The sequence below is a fragment of the Methylotuvimicrobium buryatense genome (genome assembly GCF_005931095.1).
In the GTDB taxonomy this organism is placed as follows: Bacteria; Pseudomonadota; Gammaproteobacteria; order Methylococcales; family Methylomonadaceae; genus Methylotuvimicrobium; species Methylotuvimicrobium buryatense.
Genome location: NZ_CP035467.1, coordinates 4,424,146 through 4,445,957 on the forward strand (window position 1 = coordinate 4,424,146; position 21,812 = coordinate 4,445,957).

Consider the following 21,812-nt stretch of genomic DNA (forward strand, 5'->3'; position numbering starts at 1 on the left):
CCTGCTAGGGGTGCAACTATAGGATAAAAAAGTGCATCAAATAAACCTCAAATGTGCCCGCGCGAAGTATATAGATACCCGTTGTCTACCCGCAGACTTCCGGCTAATCGGCCTGACGTCTTAAAAACGCAGGAATGTCCAAATAATCCATGTCGACGTCTTTCTTCGGCTGCGCCCCGAAGCGTGTAGTACGAGGCTCTTGCCGGTTTTGACGAATCACGGTCGGCTTTTCAAAGGTGGTATAGTCATTATCCGCAGTCGCTTGCTTGACCGCCAGTTTGATCGGCGCCGCGACTGCTGCCGGTTGCGAGCCCATGCCAGTTGCAACGACGGTCACCTTGATTTCATCGCCTAGGGTTGGGTCGATCGCGGTACCGATTTTGATAATGGCATCCTCTGCACCGAACTCATGAACGATATTACCAACTTCATCGAATTCGGAAATCATCATATCGGCGGCACTGATGTTGACTAAAATGCCGCGAGCGCCTTGCAAATTGATGTCTTCCAACAATGGGCAGGCAATGGCTTTTTCCGCCGCTTCTCTCGCTCTGTTTTCGCCCGATGCGGAACCGGTTCCCATGATTGCGGCACCCATACCCGACATCACGGTTCTAACATCGGCAAAATCGACATTGATCATTCCCGGATGGGTAATCAATTCGGTAATGCCTTGAACCGCATCTAATAGCACATTGTTAGCGGCGCTGAAGGCGCTCATCAACGAAATATTGTTACCCAAGACGGGCAGCAATTTTTGATTCGGGATCGTTATCAAGGAATCGACATATTTTTCCAATGCGACAATGCCTTGCTCGGCGACTGCCATTTTCTTTTTGCCTTCGAAGTGAAAAGGTTTGGTCACGACCGCCACGGTTAAAATTCCCAGGTCTTTGGCGATCTCGGCAATAATCGGAATCGCGCCAGTCCCTGTGCCGCCGCCCATGCCGGCAGTCAAGAACACCATGTCGGCACCTTGTATGACTTCACGAATCCTGTCTCGATTTTCTTCGGCGGCTTGCTGCCCCACATTGGGGTCGGTTCCCGCACCCAAACCTTTTGTTAACTCCGCGCCTAATTGGATGATCGTATCGACATTGAGTTTCTTCAATGCTTGAGCGTCCGTATTGGCACAAATAAATTGCACACCGTCGATCTGTTTTTCAACCATATGGTTGACTGCGTTACCGCCGCCACCGCCGACCCCAATGACTTTTATTACGGCATTTTCAGCGCCGACATCCAACAACTCGTATTTCATTTCGATTCCCCTTACAAATTCACAATTTTTTGTTCTTAAAAGTTACCCTGAAACCATTTCTTTATCTTGCCAATGAACCCGGTATTTTCGACATCGAGTCCTTCATAGCTACCCCTATGTTCTTTCCCATAGAGCAATAATCCAACTCCGGTGGAATGGATAGGGCTCTTCACCGCATCGGTCAAGCCCGACACATGCTGAGGAACTCCCATCCGAACCGGCATATGAAAAATCTCTTCGGCCAGTTCTATCAATCCAGCTACTTTCGAACTTCCTCCCGTCACCACGATTCCCGCGGCTATCATTTCTTCGTATCCGCTACGTCTTAATTCCGCTTGTACCAATAGCATCAATTCTTCATAACGCGGCTCGATAATTTCCGCGAGATTTTGCACCGATATTTTACGCGGCGCACGGTCTCCAATACTCGGCACTTCGATCAATTGTTCGGTATTCGCCAATTGCGTCAATGCGCAAGCATATTTCTGCTTGATTTGTTCGGCATTTTGCGTCGGCGTTCTCAATGCCACTGCAATATCGTTAGTCACCTGGTCGCCGGCAATCGGAATTACTGCCGTATGTTTGATAGCGCCGTTCGCGAATACTGCGATATCGGTCGTACCTCCGCCGATATCGATCAAACAGACCCCTAAATCCTTTTCGTCTTCGGTTAACACCGAATTACAAGACGCCAACTGTTCCAATACGATATCGTCGACTTCGAGCCCGCAGCGGCGTATGCATTTGATGATGTTTTGCGCGGCACTGGCACTTCCGGTCACCATATGGACTTTCGCTTCGAGGCGAATACCCGACATGCCGATCGGCTCTTTGATACCGTCTTGCAGATCGATCACAAATTCTTGCGGCAAAATATGCAAAATTTTCTGATCGGCCGGGATCGCAACCGCTCGCGCCGAATCGATTACTCGATCGATATCGTATTGCGTAACTTCTTTTTCCTTGATCGCAACGATGCCGTGCGAATTGAGGCTTCGGATGTGGCCGCCGGCGATTCCGGCAAATACCGAGGTAATTTGACAACCGGCCATCAGCTCTGCTTCCTCGACAGCTCGTCTAATCGACTGCACGGTCGATTCCAGATTGACCACGACGCCTTTTTTCAGTCCTCTTGATACCGTACATCCGATACCGATGACTTCCATTTCGCCGCCGTCCGTATATTCGCCGACAATAGCCGCGACTTTGGAAGTTCCTATATCGAGCCCGACTACTACATTTCGATCTGATTTTTTTGCCATTATATAAACTCTTACAACACTCTTATCTTCGCCTGTTAGGACTGTCGCCGCTCGGCGGCCATTTTTTTCCAGTCTATTGCTTTAGCTTCCGGCTTCCACAACACGGTATATCCGTTCGGATATCTTAAATCGACTTTAGCCATCGCATCGATCTGCTCCGGCTCAAACAATTGCAGCGTTTTCAAAAATCGCTGAAAACTTTTAAGTTGCTCCTTCCTACCCAACAAAACCTCTGTTCCATTACTCAACACAATCCGCCATGATCGCCTTTCATCGATAACGAATTCGCTCAACCCTAAGGCCCGGTCGGCTAACGTTATGCTGATGCCTTTCATAATCTCCAGTACTTTTTGCTGCTGCCCGGAAGGCCCCACCAACATCGGTAAATGATCGAAGCGGTCGACATTTGCCGGAGTAAACACCTCTCCGCGAACGTTGAGCAAACCGATCTTCCCCCAACGCGCCACAGCTGCCTGCTCATATACTTTTATATCAATCGCATCGGGCCAAACTCTTTTGACGCTGACTTTATCGACCCAAGGCATTTGTTCGACCGCCTCCTTGATCGCCTCGATATCGGCGGAAAAAAAACCCGTCTTTACCAGAGGCAACAATATTTCCTTAACTTCGCTTTTGCTAATATATTGAAAAACCCCTTCCGTCCTAACGTATTTGATGGTGGTGGCATGCGCGTCGTAATTCTTTAGACTGCCCCAAACGACCCACATAATGCCTATCAGTATCACGGCACTCGCTATAATTCCGGAACCTCGCATGACTCCTTATCCGTAACTCGTTTCGAGAATTCGCCATACCAATTCTTCAAAGCTAATTCCCGCCTGTTTGGCGGCCATCGGCACTAGGCTATGATCGGTCATGCCGGGCACGGTATTGACTTCAATCAATTGTGTCTGACCGGAATTATCGATAAACGCATCAACCCGCGCCCAACCCTTGACCGCGAGCGCCTCGCAAGCCGACACCGCCAATGCTTGAAGACGCTGTTCCGTCTCTGCATCCAGTCCGCATGGACAATGATAGCGTGTGGTGTCTGCTCTATATTTCGCTTCGAAATCGTAAAACACATTCGGCGTTTCGAGGCGAATAACAGGCAGCGCTTCACCGTCCAATACCGCGATCGTGTATTCGTTGCCGCTAACCCAGGCCTCGGCATAGACATCGCACCGGTATTGCACGGCCAGCCGGTAAGCTTCGATCAACTCCGTTAAGCTGTTCGCCTTGCTCATACCTATACTGGATCCTTCCAAAGCCGGCTTAACGATGAGCGGCAAGCCAAGCTTTTCTATGCAAGCCTGCGCGTCGTTCTCGCTTTTCAATAAAAACCATTTCGGTGTCGGCAAACCTAAACCATGCCAGCATAATTTTGTGCGCAGTTTATCCATGCTCAAGGCTGAAGCTAAAACGCCGCTACCGGTATAAGGTAAACGCATCGTTTCCAAAACGCCTTGTAACACACCGTCCTCGCCACCGCGGCCGTGAATAATGTTGAAGACGCGGTCCGCTTTGACCCCGGTCAGTGCATCGATCGCGCTACCGGTGACGTCAATGGCCTCAACGTCTAAACCTTGTTTTTTCAATGCCTGAAACACCGCCGCGCCACTAATCAATGAAATTTCGCGTTCGGCTGCCGTACCGCCCATGAGCACGGCCACGCGTCCGAATTGTCCGGGCTGTTCTATTTGAACCGGCTTCATAAGGCCTCACCTACCACACAAACTTCTGTTAGCAATCTTATCCCCTGCATTGTTTCTACGGTTTTCTGCACATGACCGATCAGCGCTTCGATATCCGCGGCGTTTGCACCGCCTGTATTGACGATGAAATTAGCGTGCTTAGCCGATACTTCGGCGCCTCCAATACGGTAGCCTTTCAATCCGCACGCTTCTATCAGCCGAGCGGCAAAATCGCCCGGCGGATTTTTGAATACCGAGCCGCAACTCGGCTGGTTGGTCGGTTGTGTCTGATTACGTCGTTCTAACAATATCTTTATTTTTTGCTGGCTCTCGGCGACATCCCCAGATTCCAGTCTCAACTCGGCGGACAAAAACCATTCTTGCGCCGGACCCGATACCGAACGATAGGCTACGTCGTAATCCGCACGGTTTCGTTGTCTGACTTGTCCGAGCGCATCAATCGTTTCAACGCTGTCGACGATAGCCCAGGTCTCACCGCCAAAAGCCCCGGCGTTCATTTTCAACGCACCGCCGAGAGTCCCGGGAATACCCGCTAAGAATTCGGCGCCAACCATGCCTTGTTCACCGCAATATCTGGCGATTAATGCACAGGGAACGCCGGCTTCGGCATATACGCGACACCCATCTTTTTTACACATACCCTTCAGCCGGTTACGCGTATTGATGACCGTCCCGCGAATGCCGCCATCTCTAACCAACAAATTACTGCCTAGACCCAACCAAAAAAGCGGTTCTCTGCCCTGCTGCGATTTTATAAAATTGATCAGGTCTTGTTTATCCTGCGGTATAAACATCCAATCGGCCTCGCCGCCTACCCGCCAACTGGTATATTTGGCTAATTTTTCATGAGCAAGCAATTGCCCCTTTATTTGATCGCGCACTGATTTCATCACTCAATGATTGCATTTTGCATTAGATCTTAGTCACCGGTTTTAATCCCGGCGCCCGAAATCAACGCAGCTCTAGCGCTGCCGCCAATTGCTCCGGCAAGTCGGCAGCAATTTGTCCGACATTGCCTGCCCCCATTGTCAGCAATACATCGCCGGCTTGTAAAATGCCGGCCAATATTTCCGGCAGTTCGTCCAAGTCTTCGACGAAAACCGGGTCTACCTGACCCCTAACCCTGATAGCGCGGCTCAAAGCCCGTCCGTCGGCGCCGGTAATCGGAGCTTCTCCTGCCGGATAAACATCGAGCAAGATCAAGACATCGACGCTCGACAGCACTTGTACGAAATCCTCGAACAAATCCCGAGTGCGGGTATAGCGATGCGGTTGAAAGACAATGACTTCCCGCCGATTCGGCCATGCCTGCCGCACAGCTTCCAACGTCGCTGCAATTTCGCGTGGATGATGCCCGTAATCGTCGACCATCGTTAATCTGCCCTTATCGATCGGCAAATCACCCTGTATCTGAAACCGTCTTCCAACACCTTTAAATGCTTGCAGGCTTTTAACAATGGCAGCGTCGTCGACATCCAAAGCCGTCGCGATCGCAATCGCCGCCAATGCATTGAGCATGTTATGCCAGCCTGGCATGTTCAAGGTTACCTTGAGCGGTTCGTAGCCTCCGGCACGCAATACCGTAAACGTGGTAAACATACCGTCCTGAATAATCTCTACGGCCCGGACATCGGCCTGTTTATCGACGCCATAAGTCTTAAACGGTTTGGACATCTGCGGTAAAACTGCCCGAACGCCTTCATCATCGATACACATCACAGCCAATCCGTAAAACGGCAATTGATGAATGAACTTGATGAAGGTATCTTTTAGATTGTTATAGCTGCCTTGATAGGTCGCCATATGGTCCTGATCGATATTGGTCACGACCGCCATCATCGGCTGTAAAAATAAAAACGAAGCATCGCTTTCATCGGCTTCGGCAACCAAATAATGTCCTTGTCCGAGCTTGGCATTCGCGCCTGCACTGTTCAACCGTCCGCCAATCACGAAAGTCGGATCCAGGCCGGCTTCGGCTAGGATGCTCGCGATCAAACTGGTCGTCGTCGTCTTTCCATGCGTTCCGGCGACGGCAATACCGAAACGGAAACGCATTAATTCGGCAAGCATTTCGGCGCGCGGAATAACCGGGATTCGCTTGATAACGGCTTCATCGACTTCCGCATTGCTGCGGTCGACTGCCGTCGATACGACAACCACATCGGCATCGCTAATATTCTCTCGGCGATGCCCGATAGTGACGTTAACGCCCAATTCAACCAATCTTTTGGTAACGGCGCTTTCCTTAAGATCCGACCCAGAAACTTGATAGCCTAAATTCGATAAGACTTCGGCTATCCCACTCATACCGGTACCGCCGATACCGACAAAATGAATACGATCAATATTACCTAAAGCCTTGGTCGGTATTTTAACTCTCGGAAGGTTCATCGTCCGACCTCCGCTTGACAGCACAATGCCACAGCCTCTGTCGCATCCAGCTTGGCGCAGGCTCTCGTTTTCTTGCTCATTTCAGCTACATGTTCGATCACGACCTTGATTCGCTCAGCCAAAGTTTCGGGCGATAAATCTTTTTGCGGTAGAATCATGGCGCCTCCGACATCGGCCAAATAACGCGCATTCGCGTTTTGATGATCGTCGATCGCATGCGGTAATGGGATCAACACAGCCGGAATACCGGCTGCAGCCAATTCGCTGACCGTCATTGCCCCGGACCGGCACACCGCGATATCGGCCCATCGGTAAGCCTCTGCCATATCTTCGATAAATGCGGATACTTCCGCATCGACGCCTAATTCTTGATAACGCTGTTCGACTTGAGCACGCATGATTTCGCCTGTTTGATGCCTGACTTTCAATCCGCTCACGACCGCAACCGCATCCGGAACAACTTGATTCAGCACCTGCGCCCCCTGACTACCGCCGATGACCAGCAACCTGACCGCCTCTCCGGGCCGATGCTCTTTTTTTTCAGGAATCCCTATCAATTCTTTGCGTAGCGGATTGCCGCTCCATAGTGCATTTATTTTTTTATCGAAGCTTCCTGGAAACGCTTCCAGCACTCGATTAGCCCATTTGGCTAACAAGCGATTAGTCGTACCCGGCACTCGGTTTTGTTCATGAATCACCAGAGGAATCCCCATTAATTTAGCCATTAATCCCCCCGGCCCCGAGACAAAGCCGCCCATACCCAAAACGACATCCGGCTTGCGGCGGCGCAAAATCCGCCACGCTTGCCCGCAGGCTTTTATCAACAACAATAAGGCCTTGATTTTCGAAAATAGTCCTTTGCCGCGAACACCTGCCACCGAAAGCCAATCGATGTCAATTTTGTGCGCCGGAACGACACGGCTTTCCAAGCCGCCTTTTGTACCGAGCCAACTCATTTGCCAGCCTTGTTCGGCAAGATAATTGGCTACCGCCAGTGCCGGAAACACATGCCCGCCGGTTCCACCGGCCATGATTAAGATGCGCGAGCCCAAACCGGCCTCCTTTTAGGCTGGCTTGCAGTCATTTCCTGAACTTCGCTATTGACTCTACACAATATTGCCACTGCACAACACATCACGATCATACTGCCGCCCCCGTAACTCATCAGAGGCAAAGTTAACCCCTTGGTCGGCAACATCCCCATGTTGACGCCCATATTGATGAACGACTGGAAGCCGAACCAAATCCCGATTCCGTAGGCAATGAATGCCGCGAATTTGTTACCGACCACTTCGGCTTTAGCGCCGATATCAATGGCGCGCCAAACCAATAGTGCGAATAGTACAATGACCGTGACGACACCCAATAAACCCAATTCCTCGGCAATCACCGAAAACAAAAAATCGGTGTGCGCCTCGGGCAAATAAAACAATTTTTGAATCCCGCTACCGAGCCCTACACCAAACCACTCGCCCCGCCCAAACGATATCAACGCCTGAACCAATTGAAAACCGGTGTCCTGCGGATCAGCCCACGGATCCAAAAAACTGATCACCCTCCGTAAACGATAGGGCGAAACAATCACCAGCATCGCGGCCATCGCTAAAACCGCGGCCAATAAGATGCCGAATTGCCATAATCGGGCACCGGCCAAAAACATCACGCCCAAGGCAATAATCAGAATCACGACTGCCGAACCGAAATCGGGCTCCATCAGCAACAATACGCATGCAATCGTGAACAAGAACAATGGCTTAAGCAGACCGAACGAAGAATTTCTAACCGAGTCCTCGTAACGCGTGACATAACTGGCCATATAAATGACCGAAATCAATTTTACGACTTCCGAAACTTGGATACGGAAACCGCCTATCGACAGCCATCGAACCGCACCATTGACCCTGACGCCAAGTCCCGGGATCAATACCAACACCAACAAGCCCAGACCGAACACAAACAAATTCGGCCCCCATTGCTCCCATTTTCTGAGCGGCACGGTAAAAACACCCGCCGCCAACGCCAAACCTAGCCCGATATGGATCATCTGCTTGATCGGATAAAGTAAGCTGTTGTTGTCCAGCTTCGCGCCCAAGTGCAACGAAGAAGACGACACCATCACATAACCGATGAGCAATAATCCCGTAATTACGGCAAGCAATAACGGGTCGAGATAAAATCGGCCGGCTTTAATCGGCGTGATATTAAGGCTCATGCGTTTAGCTCCATAACCGCGGTCGCGAATTTTTCGCCTCGCTCTTTATAGCTTTTATATTGATCAAGACTCGCGCAAGCCGGAGAAAGCAATACGGTATCGCCCTCATCGGCAATTTCGGCAGCAATTTTCACCGCCCGGGCGACATTTTCAGCTTTATAAATGGGCACGCTGTTATTCAATGCTTGCTCGATCAAAGGCCCATCCTTACCCATTAGGATCACGCTTTTTGCCTGGCGTTGGATCGCCGGGACCAATTCGTTCATGTCCGCGCCCTTTGCATCGCCGCCTGCTATCAAAATCACTTTCCGGGTATAACCTTGCAATGCCGCAACGCAGGCACCGATATTCGTTGCCTTCGAATCGTTGACCCAGGTGATGCCGTTTTTAACGGCAACCCGCTGCATGCGATGCTCTAAGCCTTTGAATTTTGTTAATGCTTTGCACATCGATTGTTCGTCCAAACCAATCGCCATACCTAACGCTATTGCCGCCAATGCGTTCGCGGCATTATGCAGTCCTTCGAGCGGCAACTCGTCCAGCGCCATCAAACGCTTGTCATTCCGCATCAAATATCCCTTGTGGCCATCCCAAGCCAAATGGAACTCCGCCTCGTTATTGATCGCAAAAGTCGATATCTTCCGACCCGGCACGGCCATATCGATGACCAAAGGATCATCGGCATTCAAAACCATAGCGCCGGTGCCCCGAAATATTTTTTGTTTTTCCCGGGCATATTCAGCAACATTGTCATATCGGTCCAAATGATCCGGCGATATATTCAATACTGTCGCGGCAGAAGCATTCAGTATCTCGGTACGTTCCAATTGAAAACTGGATAATTCCAAAATATAAAGTTCGATATCCGGTGCCAATAAGTCCAACGCCGGCGTCCCCAGGTTGCCGCCGACTGCCGCTTTTTTCCCGGCTTCCACAGCCATTGCGCCGAGCATGGTCGTAACGGTACTTTTACCGTTCGATCCGGTAATCGCAACGATCGGCGCCGCTGCACAGGCCGCCAACAAATCGATATCGCCGATGATTTTGGCGCCTTGCGCATGCGCCTTGACAATCGAATCCTCCCGAAGAGAAACGCCGGGACTGACAATCAAATGAGTCGCCACTTTAAAAGCATCGGCATCGAAACCGCCGGTAAACACTGCCGCATCGGGCAGGTTTTCCAATAGCTTGTCGAGCAACGGCGGCTTTGCCCGGCTGTCGACGATGGCAAAGCGTATCCCTTGTGCATCTAAGAAGCGAGCGACCGAGAACCCCGTTTCGCCGGCTCCTACTACCAGCACTCTGGAATTGGCCGCTTCCAGACCAAACTTTTCGGCTAAAGCCGTGGCTGTATTGACTACATTCATCGTCATCTCAACTTCAAAGTCGACAAACCGATTAATACTAAAATAAAGGTAATGATCCAAAACCTGACGATAACGCGCGGCTCCGGCCAACCTTTCAATTCAAAGTGATGATGAATCGGCGCCATGCGAAACACCCGTTTACCGGTCATTTTGAATGATGCGACTTGTATAATCACCGACAGGGTTTCCATCACGAATACGCCGCCCATGATCACCAAAACAATTTCCTGTCTAACCAGCACCGCCAAAACACCCAGCGCCGCACCCAGCGACAGTGCGCCGACATCGCCCATGAACACCATGGCCGGATAGGTGTTGAACCACAAAAAGCCTAGCCCGGCACCGATTAACGCAGCGCAAAACACAATCAATTCGCCCGAATTCGGCAAAAACGGAATCGCCAAGTATTTCGCAAACTCGACATGGCCCGACAAATAAGCGAATATCCCTAGTCCCGCCGCCACCATGATAGTCGGCATGATCGCCAAGCCGTCCAAGCCATCGGTCAAATTCACCGCATTGCTGCTTCCGACGATGACAAAATAAGTCATGACAATATACAACCACCCCATTTCGATACCGACATCTTTGAAAAACGGCACGATGAATTGAGTTTCGGCCGGTGCGCTTGCTGTGACAAATAAATAGACGGCTGCACTCATTCCGATCACCGATTGCCAAAAATATTTAGCCCTGGCCGACAACCCATCGCTATTACCCAACATGACTTTTTTATAATCGTCGACAAAACCGATGATGCCGAAGCCCATCGTAACGATAAAAATCACCCAGATATAACGGTTTTCGAGGTTGCTCCACAGCAAGGTGCTAATGCCGACCGCGACCAATATCAACGCACCGCCCATCGTCGGCGTTCCGGCTTTGTCGAAATGCGTTTTAGGCCCATCCGTGCGCACACATTGACCGATTTTTCTTCTGGTCAATTTTTTAATCATGAACGGCCCGATCACCAGCGAGATAATCAACGCGGTGAGCGCCCCCAAAATGGCCCGCATCGTCAAATATTGAAAAACCCGAAACGCGCTATCGAGCGTCATCAAATATTCGGTTAAATAAAGTAACATGCTATTTCCTGTAATTCTCTACGATGGCTCCGACCACACGTTCCATGCGCTGAGCTCTCGACCCTTTCACGAGTAGGGTTTCATGACCGTTCATTTCGCGCTTCAAAGCTTCTGTTAATTCATCTTGCGTTTCGTAAAAAATGCCTCCTTCGCCAAAAGACTGCACGGTATTCCGAGCGTCGACTCCGGTCGCGAACAGCCTTTTTACGCCAATCGTTTTCATGGCTTCGCCCATTTCGCGGTGTATTTTCGCGCTTTCGGGTCCCAGTTCGCCAAAGGCGCCTAAAGCCACCCAGGGCTCACCGCCGCATTCGATCAACACATCGAGACCCGCCTTCAACGATGCAGAGTTAGCGTTGTAGGTATCATCGATCACGATATTGCCCTGACGCCCGACCAGCGGCTGTAAACGCCCGGTAACCGGCTGGACCTTTTCGAGTCCTTGCTTGATCGTCATCGGCTCAAAACCCAATGCGGTAGCGGCGGCACCTGCGGCCAAGGCATTCAGTACATTATGCCGGCCGGCCAATTTGAGCCGCATCGGATAACGCACCGCACCTTGAATCCATTCGAAAGCTGTCGCAAATTCGCCGTTTTCGATACGCGTTACGATGTTTTCGGCACGAATATCGGCGCCTGGTTTTAGCCCGAACGACAATACCTTGCGTGTTCCTGCCTGCTCTTTCCAATAATCGAAATAGGTATCGTCATGATTCAACACGGCCGTCCCATCCGAACCGAGAGAGCCGATAATTTCGCCTTTCGCTCGAGCGATGCCATCGACACTGCCGAAACCTTCTAAATGCGCGGGGCCGACATTGCTAATAATCGTCACCTGCGGCTTGGCATACCGACTGGTATAGGCAATTTCACCGGCATGGTTCGCGCCCATCTCGATCACCGCATAGCGATGCTCGGCGCCCATCCTCATTAAGGTCAACGGCACACCGATGTCGTTGTTCAGATTGCCTTGGGTATAAAGAACCGGGCCTTGAATCCCCAATATCGCAGCGGTCATTTCTTTGACCGTGGTTTTGCCGTTGCTGCCGGTAATGCCAACCACTTGTGCAGCTTGCCTGTTCCGCCAAAAACCGGCCAATTCAGCCAGAGCCAGGCGAGTATCGGACACTACAACAATCGGCATCGTCACCTCGACCTTACGACTTAAGATCGCCGCGACTGCTCCTGCCTGCTCGGCATCACCGACAAAATCATTGCCATCGAATCGCTCGCCTTTGATCGCGCAATAGAGATTGCCCGTTTCGATGGTACGCGTGTCAATACTGACTCCCGTGACGACCTTATCCTCGCCGAACAGAACTCCGCCGACATAATCCGCGATTTCGCTCAACATTAACTTCATTGCCCGACTAACCTCAGTGCTTTTATTACGGTCTCTCTATCGCTAAAAGGTATCTTTCGGCCTTTTACTTCTTGATATTCTTCATGGCCTTTACCCGCGATCAACACACAATCACCGGAGCCGGCCTCGCTAATCGCTGTCTGTATCGCCAGCGCCCTGTCATGAATGACGGAAACACCGCCCGACCGACAGCCTTCCATAATGGCTTCGACAATCATTTCCGGCGCTTCTCCGCGCGGGTTGTCATCGGTCAAAATAACCCGGTCCGCCCACTGTTGCGCAATACGGCCCATTTGCGACCGCTTGCCCTCATCCCGATCGCCGCCGCAGCCGAATACGATCGTCAATTTTTTTTCGCATTGCTTACGAAGCCCCGTCAATACTTTGTCGAGTGCGTCCGGCGTATGAGCATAATCGACAAAAACCCATGGCTCATTGCCGCCGCCATAACGCTCCATGCGCCCTGGGATCGCTTGTAAGCGTTCGATTTCTATAGCCGCTTTATCAAAATCCATGCCGGAAGCCAATAAAGTGGTAAAAACCGTCAACGCATTTTCCGCGTTGAATTCACCAAATAAAGGGATACAAACTTTTTTTTGTCGATCCCGCCAGGTTAAGTTAAGCTCGATTCCTGATAGTGTCTGACGAAGCGAATCGCCGCGAACCGATTCGCCGCAGGGTAAGGTTTTACCGCGGAGACTACTGGCCCACACGAGCACCCCATCGGGAACCGCTGCCAGCACTTGCTGACTGTAGGCATCATCCAAATTGATCACGGCAAACTTCACACCAGGCATTGCCAACAACTTTAATTTGGCTTGAACATACCGCTCCATCGAGCCGTGATAGTCCAAATGGTCGCGACTGATATTCGTATAAACGACCCCTTGAAAACGGATACCGTTCACTCGTCCCTGTTCTAAGCCATGCGAGGAAACTTCCATCGCAACCGCTGTCAGTCGGTCGTCGAACAATTTCGCCAACATGCATTGAATCGCCAATGCATCCGGGGTCGTATTGATCGTTTGGTGTAAATGGCCCGAAACTCCCCAGCCTAAGGTACCGATAATCCCGCATCGATCCAGGGCTTGAGCTAAAAACTGGCTGCACGACGTTTTTCCGTTAGTGCCGGTTATGCCAATCACATGCAATCGACCGGACGGCTCGCCATAGAATCGGCTTGCGATCGCTCCCAACTTCATATTCAGATCTTCGACCGCGATAAATGGCACATCACGATGATCGCCACCTAACCATTCGCTCGCCCCACGAGGTTCAAAGAGTACCGCACTAGCCCCGAGTTCGAGAGCTTGGCGAACATGCGCCAAACCATGCTGCCTTACGCCCTGCACGGCGATGAACACGTCGCCCGGTTTAATATCCCGGCTATTCAGAGATAACCCTCGAACGGGGATATCCGCTCCGGTTCGGGCATGGCCTGACAGCAGTTCTGCTAATTTCATTGCGCTACGAGATCCGGGGTTTTACTGATCAAAACCGGCATGGTTTCTTCTTGGTCCGGCGCGACATCGAGTATTCTCAGCGCACCGGCCATAACTTTGGAAAATACGGGACCTGCCACCGCACCTCCGTAATAAGCACCAGCCGAGGGTTCATCCACCATCACCGCGATCACGACGCGCGGATCGCTAGCCGGCGCCATACCGACAAAAATCGATAAATATTTTTTTTCCTTATAGCCGCCTTCGCCGGCTTTTTTAGCCGTTCCGGTTTTGCCGGCGACTCGATAGCCATCGACCCTAGCCTGATAGGCGGTACCGTCTTTCAAGACGACTTGTTCCAGCATGGTTCTAATCAACTGGGCCGTTTTCGCGGAAAACACGCGTTTGGCTTCGGGGTCACGATCGCGTTTCAACAAACTAACCGAATGCAGCAAGCCGTTATCGGCCAATGCCGTATAAGCCCTTGCCAGTTGAAGCACCGAAGCATTCATACCGTAGCCGAACGATAAGGTCGCCTGCGCGAATTGATTCCAGCGTTGGTAATCCAGCACGCTACCACTTGCTTCCCCTGGAAAACCGATACCCGCCGCGTTGCCGAATCCTAATTGATTGTAAATGCCCCAAAAATAGTCCGGAGGCATCTCCAGTGCGACAATGCTGGTTGCGACATTACTTGATTTTTTCAAGACATGCGTTAAATCAAGCGTACCGTAGTTGTGCACGTCTCTGACGACATTTCGCCCGATTCGGTACGTGCCATTCGTTTCGATTTTCAAGTCAGGCTTGATATAGCCGCCGTCGAGTGCCGCCGCGATAACGAAGGGCTTGACCGTCGAACCCGGTTCGAAAACATCGGTAATCGCTCGATTTCTGAATGCACTGCCTTTGAGGTGCGTTCGGGTGTTTGGATTGAACGCAGGATGGTTGGCATCGGCCAGTACCTCGCCGGTTTTTGCGTCTAGAACAACCAATGCCGCCGCTTTCGCGCGGTGCTCAAGCACTGCCGCCTGTAATTCGCGATAAGCCAAATATTGAATGCGCTCGTCGATGCTCAGCTGCACATTCCGCCCATCGATCGGAGCCGATATCGCCTCGACATCACCAATAATTTGCCTTTTGCCGTCGCGAATAACCCGCTTGCTCCCGGCCGTCCCTCTTAGTACTGCGTCATAGGCAAGCTCAATGCCTTCTTGGCCGACATCGTCGACATTCGTAAAACCGACCAAATGAGCCGATACCGGGCCCGCCGGATAATAGCGTTTAAATTCTCGTTCGAAATAAACACCAGGGACATCTAATGCTTTTACTTGCGCAGCCAAATGCGGATTGATGCGCCGTTTGACATAAGCAAAACGCCGCTTAGTACCAGGCACGATCAAGTTTTTAATTTTTCTATCGGGCAAATCGAGAAGCTTTTCCATTTGCCCGATAGCAGCCGGTTCGGCATCCGCGAGTTCTTGCGGATTTACCCAGATCGATTGAACCGGCGAGCTGATCGCTAATGGCTCTCCGTTTCGGTCCAGTATCATGCCTCGATAAGCAGACACCGATACCGCACTGACATGGCGCATATCGCCCTGCTGTTTGAGAAATTGCTTTCTCAATACCTGCAGGTCGAAGGCGCGAACGGCCAGCAAACCCATCGCTCCAAGCATAAAAACCAATAACACTTTACGCCTGACGGTAAAGTCCGTTTCCGGTTCATCCTTTTTTTTACGCGTTGAAAAACCGTGCATCTAAGGTTTTAAATAAATAAATTTGTCTCGTTCCGGCATGACCAGTTTTAATTTATCCCGGGCAATTTGTTCGACCCGATTTTCTTCCGCTAATGTCGTCAACTCCAACTGTAATTGACCCCACTCTACTTCGTATCGGTCCAGCTCGCGTTCTTGTTGCTGTATTTCGACAAACAACAATCGTGACTGATACTTGCTGTAAATGACTCCCATTGCGGATCCCAGTATTAACAGCAACAAGCCTGCCAAGGATAAAATAGCGCTCCTGGTTTCCGTCACAACCTTTCCGCCACACGCATGATCGCGCTTCTTGCCCGTGGATTTTTCGCCACCTCGCCTCCACCGGCCTTGATCGCTTTACCGACTTTGCGCAAAATGCCTTTCTTTATTTCAGATTCCATAATCGGTAATCTGCCTGGATCGTACTTGGCTCCCGACTCCGCGCGGATAAAACGCTTGGCAATTCGATCTTCCAATGAATGAAACGAAATCACAACCAGACGTCCGCCGGGTTTTAATACATCGACCGCCTGCTCCAAACCACTTTTCAATTCCTCGAGTTCTCGATTGACAGCAATCCGAATTGCCTGAAAAGTTCGGGTTGCAGGGTGTTTGTGCTTTTCTCTAACAGGCACACTGTTTACAATTAGTTCGGCAAGTTGCCGCGTCGTCGATAGCGGTTGCTCCTGGCGCTGTTCGACAATGGCGCGAGCAATTCGCCGCGCAAAGCGCTCTTCGCCGAATTCGAATAACACTTGAACCAAATCGCGCTCATCGACTTCGGTCAACCATTGCGCTGCGGACAAACCCGAGCGATGATCCATTCGCATATCCAAAGGGCCGTCGTATAAAAAACTAAACCCCCGTTCGGGGGTATCCAATTGCGGCGACGAGACGCCTAAATCCATTAATAAGCCATCCACCCGACCTCGCACATTCTCCTGTTCGGCGATTGCTTGCAATGACGAAAAGCATGCATGATGCAAACTAAAACGCTTATCGCTCGCTATTTCACGCGCCCATTCCGACTGAATCGCATCGATGTCCCGGTCTAAGGCTAGTAAGCGACCGGAAGGACCTAACCTATCCAGAATCCCACGACTGTGTCCGCCACGCCCAAATGTACAATCGATATAAATGCCATCGGCTTTAATGGCAAGCGCTTGCAACGCTTCCGAAAACAATACGGGCAAATGCTCCACTTAAGATCTCCCCGTATTAAAAAGACAAAGAACCTAGCTCTTCGAGACCTTCGGTATCGTCGCTGTTCATCCATTCGGCTTCTTTGGCATTCCATGCCTCTTCATTCCATATTTCGAATTTGTTCAATTGCCCGACCAACATAATTTTCTTGTCCATGCCGGCAAAGCTTCTCAATTTCTCCGGCAATAATATACGGCCTTGCATATCCATTTCGCATTCTGTCGCGTTACCGATCAAAAAACGCCTAAGTTTGGTCAGCATTTTATTTAAAGTCGGCTTCTTAAGAATGGCCTGTTCGACTTTTTCCCATTCCGGCAAGGGATAGAGCCACAAACAACCGTTTTCGCCGACGCAATGCTCATCGACCGCAACCGTGACGATCAATTGCCGATCGCAACTCTCCAACAACTCCTCCCGATATTTAGTCGGAATTGCAAAACGCCCTTTCGCGTCAAGATTGATTGGATTGATGCCTCTTAACAAAATAAGCCCCGGCTCGCCAAAAAAATCCCTTTTTTTCCACTTTACACCACTTTTGTTCACTATAGATTTCAATCCGACCTTAGTCAAGATCGATTTGAATTTAATTATTTATGGCAAGACAATGACTTATAAAAGCCGAACAAAACACTTTGAAAATATCACAGCAGAAAAAACAATTTGCCCGCTTTATCAAAAAGTTAATTAATAATGTTAAGAAAAGCTATTAATTGACTAGAAGGTATCGAATCGGAACCGTCTCAAAATAAAACAAACCTCTCCGCCAAATGCTGCAAACAACTTTCTACAACCGTAAAATCAAATCGACAACCAGTAGCGCTAAACCCGGTTTTCAATATTAAAGGCATGAAAATGGATTTTTTATCGCACAAAAAGAAGAGAAGAGAAGCATTAGGGGCTTTGAAAATGGTATAGCCGCTGCGGACTTAGACAACCTAAATCGCCGATCGTTAGAGACTTAACGGCAATCGGATTTACTCCCTTTTGAATCAAAACCGTCTAAGAATAAAGGGTATGGGATGTACCTAACGAGGACCGCCGTGAACCCATCCAAGAGGGCTTGACGGCAGCTCGAACGCCAAGGATGGCGTTAATGCAGATTTTGCATGGAGCAAAAATCTGCCCTGCTGCCGACATCCTCGCTAGCCACACCCCATACTTTCATAAAACAGGCCGATTTTTGGGTTTATACCTTTCGCACCTCAAATTTCGGCAGTGCCCGAGGAGGCGCAGGGGTGTCTGACAAAGGCTTTGCCGGCATGGAGCTGGCATAGAGCCCTACTTGGACGTATTCACGGCGTCCTTTGGCGGACACCCCGGCGTCGAATTTTGATCTATGATGGGTATAAAGGGAGTAGGAGGAGGGAATGCGCGGATATTTTCTGCAAAGACGCAAAAAATCGGCAATCGGTAGTGAAAAAAGAGTCGGCCTGTAAGCCGGGTTCTGTCGCGAACAGTCATTCATCTAGGCCGCAAGTCACCTTACGGCTCGAGCGATCTACCCGGGAACCGCGCGGGCCACGCGTCTGTCCCCCTATTTGATCTTGCTCCGAGTGGGGTTTGCCCTGCCACGCCTGTTACCAGCCGCGCGGTGCGCTCTTACCGCACCATTTCACCCTTACCCCCCACCTAGAATCCAGATTCTAGGTGGGGGGCGGTATATTTTCTGTGGCACTTTCCGTAGGCTCGCGCCTCCCAGGCATTACCTGGCACTCTGCCCAATGGAGCCCGGACTTTCCTCTCTTCTACCCTAAGGCAAAACAGCGACTGTCCGGCCGACTCTCGGCGAAATTATACGCGAATTAAAAACATGTCGGAAAATTAATTTGCGGTGAGCGGTGAGCGGTGAGCGGTGAGCGGTGAGCGGTGAGCGGTGAGCGGTGAAATATTGCGACATTTAATCCATTTGTCAAGCCAAAATTTCCCCTTTCCCCTTTCCCCTTTCACCTTTTCACCTTTCACCTTTCACCTATCACCTTGCCCATCATCTCCAAAGCCGCCTCATACAAAACCTTCTTCTTAGCTCCGGTAATTTCAGCGGCTAAAGCCGCGGCTGTCTTGACAGAACACTCCTTTAGAAGAGTCTTTAATACCGATAAATGTTCGGCACTCAATGCTTGGTTATTTTTGTCGATGACAGCGCCCTCGACAATCACGACGAATTCGCCTTTGCGCATGTTTTCGTCGCTTTCAACCAATTCCAGCATCTCGTCCAAACGGCGCTTAACGATCGTTTCGTGTAATTTGGTGATTTCCCTCGCAATTACCAACTGCCTGTCGGCCGGCAATATTTCCGACATATCCTTCAATGCATCTAAAATTCGATGGCTGGACTCATAAAAAACCCAGGTCGATTCGCAATTCAAACGCTCCTTAAAAAATGTTTTACGTGCTGACGATGTCCGCGGCAAGAAACCTTCGAAAATAAAACGGCTCACCGGCAAACCTGCAGCCGACAATGCCGCAATCAAAGCGCAGGCCCCCGGAATCGGCGATACCTCGATGCCTGCATCTTTGGCCATGCGCACCAAAGGCATACCGGGATCGCTCAATAGCGGCGTACCTGCATCCGAAACCAACGCAATATCGAGACCTCCGCGAATTTTTTCGAGCAATCCGGCCGAAGCCGTTTCTTCGTTGTGCTGATGCAACGAGACTAAGCGGTTGGCAATACCGTAATGCTGTAATAGCATTCTGACATGTCGAGTATCTTCCGCGGCAATCAAATCGACTTCCTTTAACACGTCGACGGCCCGGAAACTAAAATCCGCTAAATTACCTATCGGCGTGGCAACCACGTATAATTTGCCGCATTGACTAGACATTGGATTCTCTCATCTGATTAAACCGATCTATTTTAAAGGTATACCCTTCTATGAGTCGCCATTTTCATTCGCCATTTTTGCTGCTTTGCACTTTTCTCGCAGGGTGCATGCCCCCCCAAGACCATGAACCGTCTTTTCCGGCGGACGCTCACACGGCTAAAGCCTTCATGGATCAAGGCCAACCCGCCAAAGCCGCGCAAGTTTATCGACGCATTGCCGACGAGCAATCCGAGTTTCAAGACCAATTACGCTTATTTACGATCGAATCGTTAATCCAATCCGGCGATAGCGATACCGCTAAACACTATGCCGACGCAATCAACCCGGATAACCTTACTTTGTTGCAACGCAACCAGCTTAATCTTTATTACGCGCAAATCGATCTCAGCTTCGGCGATGCGGAACAAGCAAGCGCTAGACTAAATCTAGTCAAACCGCTGCAACTACCGCGGTCCGATCAAATCAAATTCCATCAATCCCGTGCCTTTGCCTATTCGTTGACCGGCGAACTGAAAAAAAGCGCTGCTTCGAGAGTCGAATTGAGTAATTTGCTGCCGCCCGCGCAACAACCGGCCAATCATGCCGCAATTCTTGAGACCTTAAGCTTGCTACCCGTAGCGGCGCTGGAACAAACAAGCCCCGAAAGCACCAATGTCTTATCCGGATGGATGGCGTTAGCGCAATTACTCAAAACCAACCAACATAATCGCGCTCTGTTGGATACCGCATTGGATCAATGGCGGCAAAACTATCCTCATCACCCCGCTGACTCGGCATTTCTGCAAGGCTACTTGGCTCAATCGGCGCATGCTTTCAAACAACCGGGCAAAATCGCCGTGTTTTTACCCGAAACAGGCCCTATCGGACGCGCAGGAAAAGCCATTCGCGAGGGCATCATGGCCGCCTATTATCAGGATCGCAATGAAACCAAGCCCGATCTTCGTTTTTACGACAGCGGTCAAAGCGCACTACCGGTACTTTATCATCAGGCTATCGCCGAGGGCGCGGAAATGGTCATCGGCCCGCTCAGCAAACCCGACATTGAAAACCTAGCGGCATCATCTGATTTAAGTATTCCGGTTCTTGCACTCAATCATGTTCCGGAAATAAACAAAGCCAATCTTTACCAATTCGGACTCAGCCCAATCGACGACGCCGAACAAATCGCTAGCCTTGCCTGGTTCGACGGTCGACAAAACGCATTGTTATTGATACCCGATACCGAGCAAGGTTTAAGAATCGGCGAATACATCCGGGATTTCTGGAACAAAGCCGACGCAAACCTGCTGGAAATTCAAACTTATCAAGCCAATCAGACCGATTTTTCCGAACCGATTAAAAAACTATTGAATTTGGATGAAAGCAATCAGCGTTATCAAAAAATCCGACAATTCTTACCAACAGCCGTTTTCGTCCCGAGAATCCGACGCGATGCCGACGTCATTTTTCTGAATGCCTATGAAACGGCGGCGCGCTCGATTAATCCGCAATTGCGTTTTTTTCATGCCCAGCACTTGCCGGTTTATGCCACACCCCATATTTATAGCGGTTTGCCTAATCCTCAGCTGGACACGGACTTGAACACGATAACGTTTTGCGACATTCCTTGGCTATTCGACAATGTTTACCAAGGCGAATTAAGTATTAATGCCTTACGTAGCACTTGGCAACAATTCCCCAGCGTTTATTTACGTTTAATGGCAATGGGGATCGACGCCTACAATCTGGTTCCGCATCTTGGTAAACTAAGCAGCGTTCAATATCATGGCGCGACCGGTAACTTGTTGCTGACGAAGGCCGGCCGAATCAAAAGAAATTTGGTCTGCGCCAAATTCAATCAAGGAGTACCTAAGGTCATCGGCTTTGTTCAAAGCACGTCCGAGAGCTACCAAAGCATCGCGACACCGAACGACGACTCGTATTGAGGAC

The 21,812-nt window shown here is 50.4% G+C and carries 18 protein-coding genes and 1 other RNA gene; 1 reads left to right on the plus strand and 18 read right to left on the minus strand.

The window, feature by feature from the left end; all coding sequences use genetic code 11:
• Positions 1-103: 103 nt before the first annotated feature.
• The 18 genes from ftsZ to rsmI form a co-directional block, all read right to left on the minus strand.
• Positions 104-1,261: a cell division protein FtsZ gene (gene ftsZ, locus EQU24_RS19680; RefSeq protein WP_017841921.1), complete on the minus strand. Its 1,158-nt coding sequence runs from the start codon at positions 1,259-1,261 to the stop codon at positions 104-106.
• A 35-nt stretch (positions 1,262-1,296) separates the two neighbouring features.
• Positions 1,297-2,523: a cell division protein FtsA gene (gene ftsA, locus EQU24_RS19685; protein WP_017841920.1), complete on the minus strand. Its 1,227-nt coding sequence runs from the start codon at positions 2,521-2,523 to the stop codon at positions 1,297-1,299.
• A gap of 35 nt (positions 2,524-2,558) precedes the next feature.
• Positions 2,559-3,299, minus strand: a complete 741-nt coding sequence (locus EQU24_RS19690; RefSeq protein ID WP_017841919.1) for a cell division protein FtsQ/DivIB — start codon at positions 3,297-3,299, stop codon at positions 2,559-2,561.
• 6 nt (positions 3,300-3,305) lie between these two features.
• Entirely contained in the window at positions 3,306-4,238 is a 933-nt protein-coding gene (locus tag EQU24_RS19695; protein WP_017841918.1) for a D-alanine--D-alanine ligase, read from the minus strand.
• Complete coding sequence (gene murB, locus EQU24_RS19700) at positions 4,235-5,128, minus strand: UDP-N-acetylmuramate dehydrogenase (protein WP_017841917.1); 894 nt, start codon at positions 5,126-5,128, stop codon at positions 4,235-4,237. Before murB ends, EQU24_RS19695 begins: the two co-directional genes overlap by 4 nt.
• A 61-nt stretch (positions 5,129-5,189) precedes the next feature.
• Positions 5,190-6,629, minus strand: a complete 1,440-nt coding sequence (gene murC / locus EQU24_RS19705; protein WP_017841916.1) for a UDP-N-acetylmuramate--L-alanine ligase — start codon at positions 6,627-6,629, stop codon at positions 5,190-5,192.
• Positions 6,626-7,681, minus strand: coding sequence for an undecaprenyldiphospho-muramoylpentapeptide beta-N-acetylglucosaminyltransferase (gene murG / locus EQU24_RS19710; RefSeq protein ID WP_017841915.1), 1,056 nt, complete (start codon positions 7,679-7,681; stop codon positions 6,626-6,628). The genes murC and murG overlap by 4 nt, the downstream gene beginning before the upstream one ends.
• Positions 7,663-8,841: a putative lipid II flippase FtsW gene (gene ftsW / locus EQU24_RS19715; RefSeq protein ID WP_017841914.1), complete on the minus strand. Its 1,179-nt coding sequence runs from the start codon at positions 8,839-8,841 to the stop codon at positions 7,663-7,665. Before ftsW ends, murG begins: the two co-directional genes overlap by 19 nt.
• Positions 8,838-10,214: a UDP-N-acetylmuramoyl-L-alanine--D-glutamate ligase gene (gene murD, locus EQU24_RS19720; RefSeq protein WP_017841913.1), complete on the minus strand. Its 1,377-nt coding sequence runs from the start codon at positions 10,212-10,214 to the stop codon at positions 8,838-8,840. Before murD ends, ftsW begins: the two co-directional genes overlap by 4 nt.
• Positions 10,211-11,293: a phospho-N-acetylmuramoyl-pentapeptide-transferase gene (gene mraY / locus EQU24_RS19725; RefSeq protein WP_017841912.1), complete on the minus strand. Its 1,083-nt coding sequence runs from the start codon at positions 11,291-11,293 to the stop codon at positions 10,211-10,213. Before mraY ends, murD begins: the two co-directional genes overlap by 4 nt.
• A 1-nt stretch (position 11,294) precedes the next feature.
• Positions 11,295-12,656 (minus strand): UDP-N-acetylmuramoyl-tripeptide--D-alanyl-D-alanine ligase, encoded by a 1,362-nt coding sequence (locus tag EQU24_RS19730; protein WP_017841911.1) that lies wholly within the window; start codon positions 12,654-12,656, stop codon positions 11,295-11,297.
• Positions 12,653-14,119, minus strand: coding sequence for a UDP-N-acetylmuramoyl-L-alanyl-D-glutamate--2,6-diaminopimelate ligase (locus EQU24_RS19735; protein ID WP_017841910.1), 1,467 nt, complete (start codon positions 14,117-14,119; stop codon positions 12,653-12,655). The genes EQU24_RS19730 and EQU24_RS19735 overlap by 4 nt, the downstream gene beginning before the upstream one ends.
• Positions 14,116-15,855 carry a peptidoglycan D,D-transpeptidase FtsI family protein gene (locus tag EQU24_RS19740; RefSeq protein ID WP_017841909.1) on the minus strand — a complete coding sequence of 580 codons (1,740 nt, stop codon included), beginning with the start codon at positions 15,853-15,855 and terminating at the stop codon, positions 14,116-14,118. The genes EQU24_RS19735 and EQU24_RS19740 overlap by 4 nt, the downstream gene beginning before the upstream one ends.
• Entirely contained in the window at positions 15,856-16,134 is a 279-nt protein-coding gene (gene ftsL, locus EQU24_RS19745) for a cell division protein FtsL (RefSeq protein WP_017841908.1), read from the minus strand.
• Positions 16,131-17,057: a 16S rRNA (cytosine(1402)-N(4))-methyltransferase RsmH gene (gene rsmH, locus EQU24_RS19750; RefSeq protein ID WP_017841907.1), complete on the minus strand. Its 927-nt coding sequence runs from the start codon at positions 17,055-17,057 to the stop codon at positions 16,131-16,133. The genes ftsL and rsmH overlap by 4 nt, the downstream gene beginning before the upstream one ends.
• A 16-nt stretch (positions 17,058-17,073) precedes the next feature.
• Complete coding sequence (gene mraZ / locus EQU24_RS19755; protein WP_026130306.1) at positions 17,074-17,541, minus strand: division/cell wall cluster transcriptional repressor MraZ; 468 nt, start codon at positions 17,539-17,541, stop codon at positions 17,074-17,076.
• 934 nt (positions 17,542-18,475) lie between these two features.
• Positions 18,476-18,841, minus strand: an RNA gene (rnpB, locus tag EQU24_RS19765) — RNase P RNA component class A.
• Positions 18,842-19,016: 175 nt separating this feature from the next.
• On the minus strand, positions 19,017-19,883 hold the full coding sequence (gene rsmI, locus EQU24_RS19770) for a 16S rRNA (cytidine(1402)-2'-O)-methyltransferase (RefSeq protein ID WP_017841904.1): 867 nt from the start codon (positions 19,881-19,883) through the stop codon (positions 19,017-19,019).
• A gap of 107 nt (positions 19,884-19,990) precedes the next feature.
• On the opposite strand from rsmI, the gene EQU24_RS19775 reads away from it, so the two are divergent.
• Positions 19,991-21,808: a penicillin-binding protein activator gene (locus EQU24_RS19775; protein WP_175421709.1), complete on the plus strand. Its 1,818-nt coding sequence runs from the start codon at positions 19,991-19,993 to the stop codon at positions 21,806-21,808.
• Positions 21,809-21,812 lie beyond the last annotated feature (4 nt).

Excerpts from the sequence above, each read along its gene's own strand:
- ftsZ (WP_017841921.1), bottom strand. The coding sequence starts at position 1,261 with ATGAAATACGAGTTGTTGGATGTCGGCGCTGAAAATGCCGTAATAAAA.
- ftsA (WP_017841920.1), bottom strand. The coding sequence starts at position 2,523 with ATGGCAAAAAAATCAGATCGAAATGTAGTAGTCGGGCTCGATATAGGA.
- EQU24_RS19690 (WP_017841919.1), bottom strand. The coding sequence starts at position 3,299 with ATGCGAGGTTCCGGAATTATAGCGAGTGCCGTGATACTGATAGGCATT.
- EQU24_RS19695 (WP_017841918.1), bottom strand. The coding sequence starts at position 4,238 with ATGAAGCCGGTTCAAATAGAACAGCCCGGACAATTCGGACGCGTGGCC.
- murB (WP_017841917.1), bottom strand. The coding sequence starts at position 5,128 with ATGAAATCAGTGCGCGATCAAATAAAGGGGCAATTGCTTGCTCATGAA.
- murC (WP_017841916.1), bottom strand. The coding sequence starts at position 6,629 with ATGAACCTTCCGAGAGTTAAAATACCGACCAAGGCTTTAGGTAATATT.
- ftsW (WP_017841914.1), bottom strand. The coding sequence starts at position 8,841 with ATGAGCCTTAATATCACGCCGATTAAAGCCGGCCGATTTTATCTCGAC.
- murD (WP_017841913.1), bottom strand. The coding sequence starts at position 10,214 with ATGACGATGAATGTAGTCAATACAGCCACGGCTTTAGCCGAAAAGTTT.
- mraY (WP_017841912.1), bottom strand. The coding sequence starts at position 11,293 with ATGTTACTTTATTTAACCGAATATTTGATGACGCTCGATAGCGCGTTT.
- EQU24_RS19730 (WP_017841911.1), bottom strand. The coding sequence starts at position 12,656 with ATGAAGTTAATGTTGAGCGAAATCGCGGATTATGTCGGCGGAGTTCTG.
- EQU24_RS19735 (WP_017841910.1), bottom strand. The coding sequence starts at position 14,119 with ATGAAATTAGCAGAACTGCTGTCAGGCCATGCCCGAACCGGAGCGGAT.
- EQU24_RS19740 (WP_017841909.1), bottom strand. The coding sequence starts at position 15,855 with ATGCACGGTTTTTCAACGCGTAAAAAAAAGGATGAACCGGAAACGGAC.
- rsmI (WP_017841904.1), bottom strand. The coding sequence starts at position 19,883 with ATGTCTAGTCAATGCGGCAAATTATACGTGGTTGCCACGCCGATAGGT.
- EQU24_RS19775 (WP_175421709.1), top strand. The coding sequence starts at position 19,991 with ATGCCCCCCCAAGACCATGAACCGTCTTTTCCGGCGGACGCTCACACG.